Raw genomic sequence first — 13479 nt, forward strand, 5'->3', positions numbered from 1 at the left:
CCCTCCGTTTCTCGTACCCCCACTGCGCACTCGAACGGCTGATCAGGCATGGTGGCCGTAGCACGAGGGGCTAACGAGGAGCACGTGGTGGCGGATCGGCAGCGGGGCGGCAGGTACGACCCGGAGTCGGACGAGGACCGGGACCGGAAGCCGCAGTCCGACGAGGCGCACAGCGCCTTCACCCCGCCGCTGGGAGTGCCGCTGCCGGCGCCGCCGGAGGACGAGCACCCGACGTCCGAGTTCGCGCTGCCCGAGGGGATCGGGCCCGGGCCGGAGGAGGCGCAGCCCGAGGGGTCGGCCTTCACCCCGCCGTCGGGCGCCGTCCATCCCGCTTTCACGCCGCCCCACGGCATCCCCCAGGTCAGCCTCACCAAGGAAGCGCCCTGGCAGGACCGGATGCGCACGATGCTGCGCATGCCGCTGGCCGAGCGGCCGATGCCGGAGCGCCCGGCGAAGCAGGAGGAGGCGGGGCTGCCCGTTCCGCGCGTGCTCGACCTGACGCTGCGCATCGGCGAGCTGCTGCTCGCGGGCGGTGAGGGCGCCGAGGACGTCGAGGCGGCCATGTTCGGCGTGGCGCACGCGTACGGCCTGGGGCGCTGCGAGCCGACCGTGACCTTCACCCTGTTGTCGGTCAGCTACCAGCCGTCGCTCGTCGAGGACCCCGTCACCGCGAGCCGTACGGTGCGGCGGCGCGGCACCGACTACACCCGGCTGTCGGCCGTCTTCCGGCTCGTCCACGACATCACCACCCAGGGGCTCACCCTGGAGGAGGCGTACCGCCGCCTCGCCGAGATACGCCGTAACCGCCACCCCTACCCGGGGTGGACCCTGACGATGGCGTCGGGGTTGCTGGCGGGCGGGGCGAGCCTCCTCGTCGGGGGCGGCCTCGTCGTCTTCCTGGCGGCGGCGGCCGGGGCGATGCTGGGCGACCGGCTGGCCTGGCTGGCGGCCGGGCGGGGACTGCCGGAGTTCTACCAGTTCGTGGCGGCGGCGATGCCGCCCGCCGCGATGGGCGTGGCGCTGAGCGCCAGCCACGCGCACGTCCAGGCGTCGGCGGTCATCACCGGTGGGCTGTTCGCCCTGCTCCCCGGGCGGGCCCTCGTGGCGGGCGTGCAGGACGGCCTGACCGGCTTCTACATCACGGCGGCGGCCCGGCTGCTGGAGGTCGTCTACCTGATCGTGGGCATCGTCTGCGGCGTGCTCATCGTCCTCTACGGGGGCGTGCACGTCGGCGGCGGGGCGCTCTCCCCGGAGGCGGCGTTGCAGCGCCAGGAGCGGCCGGTCGTCCAGATCGTCGCGGCCATGCTGCTGGTCTTCGCCTTCGCGGTGCTGCTCCAGCAGGAACGTCACACCGTGCTGATGGCCACGCTCAACGGCGGGGTGGCCTGGGTGGTGTACGGGGCGCTCGCCGACACCGCGGGGCTGGACCCCGTACCGGCGACGGCCGTGGCGGCCGGCCTGGTCGGCCTCTTCGGCCAGCTCCTGTCGCGCTACCACTACACGTCGGCGCTGCCGTACGTCACGGCGGCGATCGGGCCGCTGCTGCCCGGTAGCGCCATGTACTTCGCGCTGCTGAACTTCGCGCGGAACGAGATGAACACCGGCATGGCCAGCCTCACCCGGGCGGCCGCCCTGGCGCTGGCCATCGCCATCGGGGTGAACCTGGGGTCCGAGATGGCGCGGATGTTCCTCAAGGTGCCCGGCGAGGGCGCGCTGCGCCGGGCGGCGAAGCGGACGCGCGGCTTCTGACCCAGTGGGGCCGGAAGCCGCGCGTCATGCCTCTCATGCGCTCGGTGCACTCGATGTGCTCAGTGCACCGATGCGCTCAGGTGCTCAGTGGTGCGAGCCGCCCGCGGCCTCCAGGCGCTTGAAGGACGCCTCGATCTCGGCCTCGGCCTCGGCGCGGCCGACCCAGTCGGCGCCCTCGACGGACTTGCCCGGCTCGAGGTCCTTGTAGACCTCGAAGAAGTGCTGGATCTCGAGGCGGTCGAACTCCGACACGTGGTGGATGTCGCGGAGGTGCTCCACGCGCGGGTCGTTCGCCGGGACGCACAGCAGCTTGTCGTCGCCGCCGGCCTCGTCCGTCATGCGGAACATGCCGATGGCGCGGCACTTGATGAGGCAGCCGGGGAAGGTCGGCTCGTCGAGAATGACCATGGCGTCCAGCGGGTCGCCGTCCTCGCCCAGGGTGTTCTCGACGAAGCCGTAGTCCGCCGGGTAGCTCGTGGACGTGAAGAGACGGCGGTCCAGACGGATGCGACCGGTCTCGTGGTCCACCTCGTACTTGTTCCGCGAACCCTTCGGGATCTCGATGGTGACGTCGAACTCCACGGGTGGCTCCTTCATGATCAACACATTCGTCTGGTGATTAAGTGTCCCCCACGCAGCTGTGTGGTGGCGAAAGGGGCTGGTCCGTGGTGCCTGAGGCCGGACGGTGGCTGATCGGCTGGTGGCGGGACGCCCCTGCGCCGCGGCGCGGGACCGTGCGGTTCGTCGCCGTGTCCACCGCGGCCGGAGTGGCCCTCGCGGCGGGTGCGGCGGCGGTCGCCGGTCCGTGGGACGGAGGTCAGCGTAAGGCCGAACGGGACCACGCCGCTGCCGTCTCCCTCGCACGTCACGCGGGTGGCGGGGGTGCCGGCGCGGGGCGTGGGGCGGTCACCGCGCCGCCCGTCCTGGGGACGCTGCGCGGCGGCGCCCGGCCGCCGGGGGACCTGGGAGCGGCCCTGGAGCCGCTCCTGCACGACCCTGCGCTGGGGCCCGGGCCCGCGGCCGCCGTGGTCGACGTGGCGACGGGTGAGCGACTGTACGGAGCGGAGGAAGGCATTCCGAGGACGCCCGCGTCCACCGTCAAACTGGCGACGGCCGCCGCCGCACTGGCCGCGCTGGGCCCCGAGCACCGCATCGAGACGAAGGTCGTCACCGGCCCCGACGGGGGCGTCGTCCTGGTGGGCGGCGGCGACCCGACCCTGACGGCCCGCCCCCAGGAGGGCCCCGGCCCCCGCCCCGCCGCCCTGCGCGACCTGGCGGATGCCACGGCGCAGGCCCTGCGCGGGCACGACGGCGGGCCGGCCCGCACCCACGTCCTGTACGACGCCTCTCGCTACGCCGGGCCCGCCCTGCACGTGATCGGCCCCAACGAGAACATCGCGCCCGTCAGCGCCCTCATGGTGGACGAGGGCCGGCTCGACGACTCGGCCAAGGGCCCCGCCGACCGCACCGCCGACCCCGCCGTGGACGCCGCGCGCGCCTTCGCGGCCCTGCTGCGGGAGCGCGGGGTGCAGGTCGACGGGGAGCCCGCCGAGGGCCGCGCCGACGCGGCCGCCCGGCCACTGGCGGCCGTCTCCTCGCCGCCCCTGGCCACCCTGGTCGAGCGGGCGCTGACCAACAGCGACAACGACATCGCGGAGGCGCTGGCGCGGCAGACGGCGCTGGCGTCCGGGCAGCCCGCGAGCTTCGAGGGCGCCGCACGGGCCGTCACCGCCCGGCTGGCCGCCCTCGGCCTGCCCATGGACGGTGTACGGATCGCCGACGGCAGCGGGCTGGACCGCGCCGACCAGGTCAGCGCCGAGTTCCTGGCGCGGCTGCTGGCCCGCGCGGCCGAGCCGGCGCGGCCGCAGCTGCGGCCGGTGCTGACGGGCCTGCCGGTGGCCGGCTTCACGGGCACGCTCCGGGACCGCTACCGGCGCGACGCGGCCGGCCGCGCGGTGGTGCGCGCCAAGACGGGCACCCTGACGGGCGTCAACGCCCTGGCCGGCACGGCCCTCTCGCCGGACGGCCGGATCCTGGCGTTCGCGTTCCTCGCCACGGCCACCACGTCCCCCGACGCCGCCCAGGGCGCCCTGGACCGGCTGGCCTCCGCCCTGACCGCCCCGCGCTGAGGCCGCACGGCCGCACGGCGGCGTGCGCCGGGCGGCGCTCCCGCCGCACCGGCCGCGCGTGCCCCGGCCGGCCGGACCGTGGTCCGGCCGGCCGGACCGTGGCCCACAAGTGGGGGCCCCGCGGCGGGGGGAGCACGTACGGTGAAGGCATGACGAGCGTCGGTGGTACGGAGATGGTCGACTGGAAGCTCGCCGTGGCTACCGCCACTCGGCTGGTGCGCCCGGGCCCCGAGGTCGGACGGGACGAGGCACGGGCCGTGGTCGCGGAGCTGCGGACGCACGCCAGGGCGTCGGAGGAGCACGTCCGGGCGTTCACGGGGATGACGCCGGGGGAGGGCACGGCCGACACTCCCATCCTGGTGGTCGACCGGCCCGGCTGGATCCGGGCCAACGTGGCCGGGTTCCGCACGGTCCTCGGCCCGCTGCTGGACAAGATGCAGGGCCGCCGCTCCGGGGTGCCCGGAGGCGCGGTGCTCGGCGCGGTCGGCGGCAAGGTCACCGGCGTGGAGCTGGGGATGCTGCTGTCGTTCCTCGCCTCGCGCGTCCTGGGTCAGTACGAGACGTTCGCGCCGGTCACGCGCGAGCTGCCGGGCTCGGCGAACGGCGGCGGCCGGCTGCTGCTGGTGGCGCCCAACATCGTGCACGTCGAGCGCGAGCTGGACGTGGCGCCGCACGACTTCCGGCTGTGGGTGTGCCTGCACGAGGAGACGCACCGCACGCAGTTCACCGCCGTGCCGTGGCTGCGCGACCACCTGGAGTCCGAGGTGCGGGCGTTCCTCGCCGAGACGGAGGTCGACCCGGCGACGCTGCTGGAGCGGCTCCGGGAGGCCGTGCAGTCGTGGGCGGGCGGACGGACGGGGGAGCAGCAGGGGGAGGGCGAGGGCCGCAGCCTCGTCGAGCTGGTCCAGACGCCCGCGCAGCGGGAGATCCTCGCGCGGCTGACGGCCGTGATGTCGCTGCTGGAGGGCCACGCCGACTACGTGATGGACGGGGTGGGCCCCCAGGTGGTCCCGACCGTGGCCGAGATCCGGGAGAAGTTCCAGAAGCGGCGCGCCTCCGGCGCCGGCCGCCTGGACGTGGCGCTGCGCAAGCTGCTGGGCCTCGACGCGAAGCTGCGGCAGTACCGTGATGGTGAGCGGTTCGTGCGGGCGGTGGTCGACGAGGTCGGCATGGACGGCTTCAACCGGGTCTGGACGTCGCCCAACACCCTGCCCACCAAGGCCGAGATCGCCAAACCCGCGGAATGGGTCGCACGGGTGCACGGAAAGCCGGGTGCCTGACCCCGGGGGCGACTCGTGGACGACCCCGGCGGGTCCCGTTCCGGATGAACGCTCCCGTAATCACCCGTCCGAGGGACCGTGTGCCAAGGGTGGGCGTGCGATGCTCGGGTAAAGGCTCGTCTCTGTCACCATCTACGCACAGAGCGTGACGGACGCTCGGGCTCGCGGGTCGTCTGCGGCAGCCTGCGGCCCCCACCCCCACCCGATGGAACGATTGGACACACGGACATGGGTCCACACCCCGCGGTCGCGGCGATACGCCTGGCGGTTCGCCGCGTCCTCCACGACGTCCTGACCATGGCGCCGCCCACCTCGCCCGCCGCGCCCCCCGCCCCGTCCCCCTCCTGCTCCTCCGGCCCCTCCTGCTCCGCGGCCCCCGCCGCCACCGCGGGCCGCCCCCCGCTCGTCCTCGTCGCCTGCTCCGGCGGCGCCGACTCCATGGCGCTCGCCTCCGCCCTCGCCTTCGAAGCCCCCCGGCTCGGCGTCCGGGCCGGCGGGATCACCGTCGACCACGGCCTCCAGGAGGGGTCCGACACCCGTGCCGCCGAGGTCGTCAGCCGGATGCGCGCGCTCGGCCTGGACCCCGTCGAGTCGGTGCGGATCGAGGTCGGCCGCGCCGGCGGCCCCGAGGCCGCCGCCCGCGACGCCCGTTACGCCGCCCTCGACGCGGCCGCCGAACGGCACGGCGCCGCCGCCGTCCTGCTCGGCCACACCCGTGACGACCAGGCAGAGACGGTCCTGCTGGGCCTCGCCCGCGGCTCCGGCATCCGGTCCCTCTCCGGCATGGCCACCGCCTCCGGCACCGGCGGCCGCTACCGCCGGCCCTTCCTCGGCCTCGACCGGCAGACGGCCCGCAAGGCCTGCCTGGTCCAGTCCCTGCCCGTCTGGGACGACCCGCACAACGCCGACCCGGCCTACACCCGCTCCCGGGTCCGGCACGAAGCCCTGCCGGTCCTGGAGAAGGCCCTCGGCAAGGGCGTCGTCGAGGCCCTCGCCCGGACGGCCCAGCTCTCCCGCGACGACGCCGACGCGCTCGACTCCTGGGCCGCCGCCGTCGAGCCCTCCGTGCGGGACGACTCCGGCGACCTGGAGGTCGCCAAGCTCTACGCCCTCCCGCCCGCCGTGCGCCGCCGTGTGCTGCGCCGCGCCGCCATCGCTGCGGGCTCGCCGGCCGGTTCGCTCTTCGCCCGGCACCTGGAGGAGGTCGACCGGCTGATCACCTCCTGGCGCGGTCAGGGCGCCATCAACCTGCCCGGGCGCGTGGCGGTCCGGCGGCAGGGTGGCAGACTGGTCCTCCGGCAGGGCTGATGCGGTTCGGGCGCCGGCCCCGCAGACCGGACGAGTCGTGAACGAGCGAGAGTGGCGCGGGTGGACGAGAAGGACATGGGCACCGACCTGAAGTCGGTGCTCATCACCAAGGAAGAGATCGACGCGAAGCTGGCCGAGCTGGCCGCGGAGATCGACGCGGAGTACGCGGGCAAGGACCTGCTCATCGTGGGCGTCCTCAAGGGCGCCGTGATGGTGATGGCGGACCTGGCGCGCGCGCTGTCCACCCCCGTCACCATGGACTGGATGGCCGTGTCGTCCTACGGCGCGGGCACCCAGTCCTCCGGCGTGGTGCGGATCCTCAAGGACCTGGACACCGACATCAAGGGCAAGCACGTCCTGATCGTCGAGGACATCATCGACTCGGGCCTGACGCTGTCCTGGCTGCTGTCGAACCTCGGCTCGCGCGAGCCCGCGTCGCTGAAGGTGATGACGCTGCTGCGCAAGCCGGAGGCGGCCAAGGTCGACATCGACGTGAAGTGGGTCGGGTTCGACATCCCGAACGAGTTCGTCGTCGGCTATGGTCTCGACTTCGCGGAGAAGTACCGGAACCTGCCCTTCGTGGGCACGCTCGCGCCGCACGTCTACGGCGGCTGAGCAGCGCGTTCCCTTCGGACCGCGCGCGGCGGACCGGGTGCCGCGAGCCGGCGCGCGGTCCGTGCCCCGGCGGGGAACCGATGTCGTCGTCCCGCCGTTGGAGCAGGGAGAGGGCGGGTTTTTTGACCGTCCGCGGCGTCGTCGGGTGACAATGCTGGGGTACCGTCCGAAGGTCAGCCTTTCTAGCAATTTCAAGGTCGAGCAGGACACCGCACGCACAGGCACCCCCTCCGGGGTGGCCGTGCCTCACTGTGGCAGGAGGGACGGGGCGCACTTCGCCCCGTATGGATGGACGTGAAGCGCTACTTCCGTGGGCCGGTCATGTGGATCGTGCTGGCCGTCCTCGCCGTGGTCGTGTTGATGCAGGTCGTCGGCTCGTCGGGCGGGTACAAGTCGGTCGACACCAGCCAGGTCGTCCACGCGATCGACAAGAACCAGGTCAAGTCGGCCGAGCTGACGACCGGCGACGAGAACAAGATCAAGGTCGAGCTCAAGAGCGGCGTCAAGATCAAGGGCAGCTCCAAGGTCCAGGCCAACTACATCGGCGACCAGGGCGTGGAGATCTCCAAGGACCTCCAGGCCAAGGCCGACGACGACGACCCGAGCACGCTGCCCGACGGCTACGACGTCTCGACCTCGAAGCAGAACCCGTTCATCGGCGTCCTGCTGTCGCTGCTGCCCTTCGTGCTCATCGTCGTGGTCTTCCTGTTCCTGATGAACCAGATGCAGGGCGGCGGCTCCCGGGTCATGAACTTCGGGAAGTCCAAGGCCAAGCTGATCACCAAGGACACGCCGAAGACCACCTTCGCCGACGTGGCGGGTGCGGACGAGGCCGTCGAGGAGCTCCACGAGATCAAGGAGTTCCTGCAGGAGCCGGCGAAGTTCCAGGCCGTCGGCGCCAAGATCCCCAAGGGCGTGCTGCTGTACGGCCCGCCCGGTACGGGCAAGACGCTGCTGGCCCGCGCCGTGGCCGGCGAGGCCGGTGTGCCGTTCTACTCGATCTCCGGCTCCGACTTCGTCGAGATGTTCGTCGGTGTCGGTGCCTCCCGGGTCCGTGACCTGTTCGAGCAGGCCAAGGCCAACGCCCCCGCCATCGTCTTCGTCGACGAGATCGACGCCGTCGGCCGGCACCGCGGCGCGGGCCTCGGCGGCGGTCACGACGAGCGCGAGCAGACCCTGAACCAGCTGCTCGTCGAGATGGACGGCTTCGACGTCAAGGGCGGCGTCATCCTCATCGCGGCCACCAACCGGCCCGACATCCTCGACCCGGCGCTGCTGCGCCCCGGCCGCTTCGACCGGCAGATCGCCGTCGACCGCCCGGACATGCAGGGCCGTCTGGAGATCCTCAAGGTCCACCAGAAGGGCAAGCCGGTCGCGCCCGACGTCGACCTGGCCGCCGTCGCCCGCCGCACCCCCGGCTTCACCGGTGCCGATCTGTCCAACGTGCTGAACGAGGCCGCGCTGCTCACGGCCCGCAGCGACCGGAAGCTGATCGACAACCACATGCTGGACGAGGCGATCGACCGCGTCGTGGCCGGCCCGCAGAAGCGGACCCGGATCATGTCGGAGAAGGAGAAGAAGATCACCGCGTACCACGAGGGCGGACACGCCCTGGTCGCGGCGGCCTGCCCCAACTCCGACCCGGTGCACAAGATCACCATCCTGTCCCGCGGCCGTGCCCTGGGCTACACGATGGTGCTGCCGGACGAGGACAAGTACTCGACCACGCGCAACGAGATGCTCGACCAGCTGGCCTACATGCTGGGCGGCCGCGCGGCCGAGGAGCTGGTCTTCCACGACCCGACCACCGGTGCGGCCAACGACATCGAGAAGGCCACGGCCACGGCCCGTGCGATGGTCACCCAGTACGGCATGACCGAGCGCCTGGGCGCGATCAAGTTCGGCTCCGACAACTCCGAGCCCTTCCTGGGCCGTGAGATGGCCCACCAGCGCGACTACTCCGAAGAGGTCGCCGCGCTGGTGGACGAAGAGGTCAAGAAGCTGATCGAGAACGCCCACAACGAGGCGTGGGAGATCCTCGTCGAGAACCGCGACATCCTCGACAACCTGGTGCTGGCGCTCCTGGAGAAGGAGACGCTGAACAAGGAGGAGATCGCCGAGATCTTCAAGCACGTCGTGAAGCGCCCGGCCCGCCCCGCGTGGACCGGCTCCTCGCGCCGTACGCCCTCCAGCCGGCCGCCGGTGCTCTCGCCCAAGGAGCTCACCCCGAGCCACAACGCCGCGAGCAACAACGGCGCGGCCACCGTGGACACGGTCGACCTGCCGAAGGACACGCCGAGCACGCCGGAGAGCTGAGCCGTCCCCGGGGCCCCTCGGGCCCCGGGAGGCCCGGAATGAATGCCGCGCCGCCCAGGTTTTAGCCTGGGGGCGCGGCATTGCGCTTTCCGGCGCCGCGCCGATGCGCCCACGAAGGACGACAGAACTGAGGCAGAGCCCATGACCGACCCGGTGACGCTGGACGCCGCACCCACCATCGGCGTATTCGACGAGCAGCGCGCCGCAGCCGCCGTGCGCGAGCTGCTGCTGGCAGTGGGCGAGGACCCCGACCGCGAGGGGCTGCGCGAGACCCCGGCCCGGGTGGCGCGGGCGTACCGGGAGATCTTCGCCGGTCTCTGGCAGCAGCCCGAGGACGTGCTGACCACGACCTTCGACCTGGGCCACGACGAGATGGTGCTGGTCCGCGACATCGAGGTGTACAGCACCTGCGAGCACCACCTGGTGCCGTTCCACGGTGTGGCGCACGTGGGCTACATACCGTCCACCAGCGGCAAGATCACCGGCCTGTCGAAGCTGGCCCGGCTGGTGGACGTCTACGCCCGCCGCCCGCAGGTGCAGGAGCGCCTCACCACCCAGATAGCCGACTCGCTGATGGAGATCCTCGAGCCGCGCGGCGTCGTGGTGGTCGTCGAGTGCGAGCACATGTGCATGTCCATGCGCGGCATCCGCAAGCCGGGCGCGAAGACGCTGACCTCGGCGGTCCGCGGCCAGCTGCGCGACGCGGCCACCCGGGCCGAGGCCATGAGCCTGATCATGGCGCGCTGAGGCCGACCGCTGCCGCTGAACGCAAGAATGCCCCCGGTTAACGCCGGGGGCATATGCGTAGGGCCCGCGCAGGGGCGGGCCCGGAAGTTCTCTGCCGTGTGGTGCTGCGGGGTCCGCCGTCAGGCGGAGAGGCGGCCGGCCATCCACTTGAGGGTGGGGTTCAGCTCACGGCGCCAGGTGTTGAAGTTGTGACCGCCGCTGTCGAGGATGATCGAGGAGACCCGGGTGGGGTGCTTCGCCGTCAGCTCGATGAACCTCAGCGTGTCCTTGTAGTTGTGCTCGCCCTTCTTGCTGCTGGTCACGAGCAGCGAGACCGGCGGGAGGGGCTTGTTCTTCGCCCGCCACATCAGGTCGTTCTCGTTCTCGAGCTGCTTGCTGCCGCCGAACAGGGAGCCGGTCGTCGGGTCCTGCGGGGCCTTGAAGTAGCCGGAGAGGGAAGCGGCGGCGCTGTAGGCGTCGGGGTGGCGCATCGCCATCTTCAGGGCGCAGTAGCCGCCGGTCGAGTCGCCGATCATGCCCCAGCTCTTCGCCTCGGTGCCGACGCGGTACTGCTCGGAAATGGCCTTCCGCAGGTCCTTGACGAAGAACGTCTCGGTCTGGGGGCCGTTGGGTATGTCCATGCATTCGGTGTCGCGCGGCGGGGCGACGGTGGGCCGCATCATCACCAGGATCATGGGCTGCATCTTCTTCTCCTTGGCGAGCTTGTGCGCCCGCACCGGATAGTCGAGGCCCTTGATCAGCGCCTCCGCGGTGCCCGGGTAGCCGGTCAGCGCGACGGAGGCGGGGAACTTCTTGTCCGCGTACTGCGGCTGGTAGTACTCCGGCGGGGTGTAGACGTACGCCGGGGAGCTGATCTTGGACTCGGGGCCCATGATGTTCAGCTTCTCGATCTTGCCCCCCACCCGGGGCACATTGCCGCGGGGCACTTTCACGGCCTGGGTGCCCACCACCTGCACCCGCTTGGCCCCGGCACTGTGGTCCACGACCACGCCCTCGTTCTTGACCTGGCCGAAGAGGTCGGCCCAGGAGCCGTAGAAGCCGAACGACTGGTTCGCCCACAGGCCGATCGCGGCGAACAGGGCCAGCTGCGTGGCCAGCATCATGCCGACCCGGGCCAGCAGGGAGCCGACGCTCTTCTTGCCCAGCCGGGGCCAGAGCCAGATGGTCAGTGCGAACAGGACTACCGCGGCCGCTATGGCGAGCAGTAGTACCGGCATGCTGGTGAGACCCATGAGGTGCTTTCTGCCGAGCGACCCGGCGAGGAGTCGCGGAATGGTTACTTCTTTCCGGGCTCGGCCCCCCACGGAACCTCAATCCCGAAACCGTCGTCCTACAGGGCGCACATTGCACGGGTGCTGCCGCCGAATGGCGCAGACCCACTCGACAGGACGACGGGAAGAGATGTCTGTCAGGGTAGATGGCAAAAAGTCCGATGAGGTTCCTTCGGGATCCAAGTGGTTGTCGGGGCTTGCGCGTATCGCCAAGGGGCCGAAGCCTGAGCGCGTCCCCGCCGTCGTCGGAACGGTCGGGGCGCTCATCGGGCTCGCGGACATCGCGGCCGGAGTCATCCCCCGCTTCCGGTGGAGCAAGGTGCACCACTGGGCAGAGGTGCTGCCCGGCACGGTGACCCAGCTGGCCGCGGCCGGCTCGATCATCATGGGCATCCTGCTGCTCATGCTGGCCCACGGCCTGAAGCGCGCGAAGACCCGCGCGTGGATCGCCGCCGTGTTCGTGCTGCCCATCGGCGCGGCGGCGCAGCTGATCTACCGGCACTCGTACGTGGGCGCCGTGCTGTCGCTGCTGCTCTTCGCCTACCTGCTGCGGCACAAGAGCGCCTTCTCCGCGCTGCCGGACCCGCGCAGCCGCTGGAAGGCGCTGGCGAACTTCATCATCATGGGTGGCATCAGCTTCGCCCTCGGCTGGGTGATCGTCGGTTCCCACCCCGACCAGATGATCGGTGACCCGCCGGTCCGCGAGCAGATCGAGCACGTCCTGTGGGGCCTGTTCGGCTTCGAGGGCTCGGTCCGCTACACGGGCGGCGTCGACTACGTCGTCGGCTACTCGCTGGGCGCGCTGGGCCTGCTGACCGTCGGCACCACCGCCTACCTGGCCTTCCGTCCGGAGAACCCGGCCGCCGTCCTCACCGAGGAGGACGAGGACCGGCTGCGCGAGCTGCTGGCCAAGCACGGCGAGCGCGACTCGCTGGGCCACTTCGCGCTGCGCCGCGACAAGAGCGTGGTGTTCTCGCCGTCCGGCAAGGCCGCCGTCTCCTACCGCGTGGTCTCCGGCGTGATGCTGGCCAGCGGTGACCCGATCGGTGACGTCGAGGCCTGGCCCGGCGCCATCGAGCAGTTCATGGAGCTGGCCAGGAAGCACTCCTGGACCCCCGCCGTCGCCGGTTGCAGCGAGACCGGTGGCGAGGTCTGGACCCGCGAGACGGGCCTGGACGCGCTGGAGATGGGCGACGAGGCCATCGTTGACGTGGCCGACTTCAGCCTGTCCGGCCGTGCGATGCGCAACGTCCGCCAGATGGTCAAGCGCATCGAGCGCAACGGCTACACCACCAAGGTGCGGCGCGTCAGCGAGCTGGACCCCGAGGAGCTGGCGGTCGTCCAGAAGGCCGCGAACGCCTGGCGCGACACCGAGGAGGAGCGCGGCTTCTCCATGGCGCTCGGCCGGATCGGCGACCCGAAGGACCTGGACGCCATCATCGCCACCGCCCACAAGGACCCGGAGGAGGGCGAGGACCTGCCCTTCGGCGACCTGCGGGCCATGCAGCACTACGTGCCGTGGGGCAAGGACGGCATGTCCCTGGAGCTCATGCGGCGCGACCGCAGCGCCGACCCGGGCATGAACGAACTGCTGATCGTCGCCTTCCTCCAGGCCGCGCCGGACATGGGCATCACCCGGATGTCGCTGAACTTCGCGTTCTTCCGGTCCGCCCTGGAGCGCGGCGGCAAGCTGGGCGCCGGCCCGGTGGTGCGCGTGCAGCGCGCGGTGCTGCTGTTCCTCTCGCGCTGGTTCCAGATCGAGTCGCTGTACAAGTTCAACGAGAAGTTCCGGCCGCGCTGGGAGCCGCGCTTCATCGTGTTCCCCAACAACCGGGACCTGCCGCGCATCGGCTTCGCGATGATGCAGGCCGAGGGCTTCCTGACGCTGCCCCGGCTGGGCCTGCGCCGGTCCCGCGCGCAGAAGCCGTGCGAGCACGACGACGACAATGTGACGGCGCACAGCGAGGTCACGCGCGCCGCCTGACGCGGCGCACACGCCCGCCCGAGGGGCGCGCGGCGCGGTACGAGGGCGCTTCCCGCCCGTACGCGCCGGGTGCGCGCCCC

10 protein-coding genes are annotated in these 13479 nt (G+C 71.9%); 8 read left to right on the forward strand and 2 right to left on the reverse strand.

What is annotated here, in order from left to right:
* Window positions 1-84: 84 nt before the first annotated feature.
* Window positions 85-1749, forward strand: coding sequence for a threonine/serine exporter family protein (locus IE305_RS25100; RefSeq protein ID WP_373311742.1), 1665 nt, complete (start codon window positions 85-87; stop codon window positions 1747-1749).
* Between the two features lie 84 nt (window positions 1750-1833).
* Here the strand turns inward: IE305_RS25100 and IE305_RS25105 are convergent, their stop codons facing one another.
* Window positions 1834-2331, reverse strand: coding sequence for an inorganic diphosphatase (locus IE305_RS25105; RefSeq protein WP_190132073.1), 498 nt, complete (start codon window positions 2329-2331; stop codon window positions 1834-1836).
* A gap of 83 nt (window positions 2332-2414) precedes the next feature.
* On the opposite strand from IE305_RS25105, the gene dacB reads away from it, so the two are divergent.
* The 6 genes from dacB (at window position 2415) to folE (ending at window position 10144) form a co-directional block, all read left to right on the forward strand.
* A complete protein-coding gene (gene dacB / locus IE305_RS25110) occupies window positions 2415-3878 on the forward strand; it encodes a D-alanyl-D-alanine carboxypeptidase/D-alanyl-D-alanine endopeptidase (RefSeq protein WP_229891510.1) in 1464 nt (487 codons plus the stop codon).
* Between the two features lie 149 nt (window positions 3879-4027).
* The gene (locus tag IE305_RS25115) at window positions 4028-5158 is read left to right on the forward strand and encodes an Rv3626c family coenzyme F420 biosynthesis-associated protein (protein WP_190132016.1); all 1131 of its coding nucleotides are present in this window, start codon (window positions 4028-4030) and stop codon (window positions 5156-5158) included.
* Between the two features lie 228 nt (window positions 5159-5386).
* Window positions 5387-6466 (forward strand): tRNA lysidine(34) synthetase TilS, encoded by a 1080-nt coding sequence (gene tilS / locus IE305_RS25120; protein ID WP_190132017.1) that lies wholly within the window; start codon window positions 5387-5389, stop codon window positions 6464-6466.
* A gap of 75 nt (window positions 6467-6541) precedes the next feature.
* Window positions 6542-7081: a hypoxanthine phosphoribosyltransferase gene (gene hpt / locus IE305_RS25125; RefSeq protein ID WP_190132074.1), complete on the forward strand. Its 540-nt coding sequence runs from the start codon at window positions 6542-6544 to the stop codon at window positions 7079-7081.
* Window positions 7082-7369: 288 nt separating this feature from the next.
* Entirely contained in the window at window positions 7370-9397 is a 2028-nt protein-coding gene (gene ftsH / locus IE305_RS25130) for an ATP-dependent zinc metalloprotease FtsH (protein ID WP_190132018.1), read from the forward strand.
* A gap of 141 nt (window positions 9398-9538) precedes the next feature.
* Window positions 9539-10144 carry a GTP cyclohydrolase I FolE gene (folE, locus tag IE305_RS25135; protein WP_190132019.1) on the forward strand — a complete coding sequence of 202 codons (606 nt, stop codon included), beginning with the start codon at window positions 9539-9541 and terminating at the stop codon, window positions 10142-10144.
* A gap of 119 nt (window positions 10145-10263) precedes the next feature.
* On the opposite strand, the gene IE305_RS25140 is transcribed toward folE, so the two are convergent.
* Entirely contained in the window at window positions 10264-11376 is a 1113-nt protein-coding gene (locus IE305_RS25140; protein WP_190132020.1) for an alpha/beta hydrolase, read from the reverse strand.
* 169 nt (window positions 11377-11545) lie between these two features.
* Here IE305_RS25140 and IE305_RS25145 point away from each other — a divergent pair, with 169 nt between their 5' ends.
* Complete coding sequence (locus tag IE305_RS25145; RefSeq protein ID WP_190132021.1) at window positions 11546-13399, forward strand: phosphatidylglycerol lysyltransferase domain-containing protein; 1854 nt, start codon at window positions 11546-11548, stop codon at window positions 13397-13399.
* Window positions 13400-13479 lie beyond the last annotated feature (80 nt).

Origin of the sequence: Streptomyces mashuensis (assembly GCF_014654785.1) — a bacterium.
Taxonomy (GTDB): Bacteria; Actinomycetota; Actinomycetes; order Streptomycetales; family Streptomycetaceae; genus Streptomyces; species Streptomyces mashuensis.

What these genes read in the sequence shown, in the direction of transcription:
- ftsH (WP_190132018.1), top strand. Translation starts at nt 7,370, where the DNA reads ATGGACGTGAAGCGCTACTTCCGTGGGCCGGTCATGTGGATCGTGCTG.
- IE305_RS25115 (WP_190132016.1), top strand. Translation starts at nt 4,028, where the DNA reads ATGACGAGCGTCGGTGGTACGGAGATGGTCGACTGGAAGCTCGCCGTG.
- hpt (WP_190132074.1), top strand. Translation starts at nt 6,542, where the DNA reads ATGGGCACCGACCTGAAGTCGGTGCTCATCACCAAGGAAGAGATCGAC.
- IE305_RS25140 (WP_190132020.1), bottom strand. Translation starts at nt 11,376, where the DNA reads ATGGGTCTCACCAGCATGCCGGTACTACTGCTCGCCATAGCGGCCGCG.
- tilS (WP_190132017.1), top strand. Translation starts at nt 5,387, where the DNA reads ATGGGTCCACACCCCGCGGTCGCGGCGATACGCCTGGCGGTTCGCCGC.
- folE (WP_190132019.1), top strand. Translation starts at nt 9,539, where the DNA reads ATGACCGACCCGGTGACGCTGGACGCCGCACCCACCATCGGCGTATTC.
- IE305_RS25145 (WP_190132021.1), top strand. Translation starts at nt 11,546, where the DNA reads ATGTCTGTCAGGGTAGATGGCAAAAAGTCCGATGAGGTTCCTTCGGGA.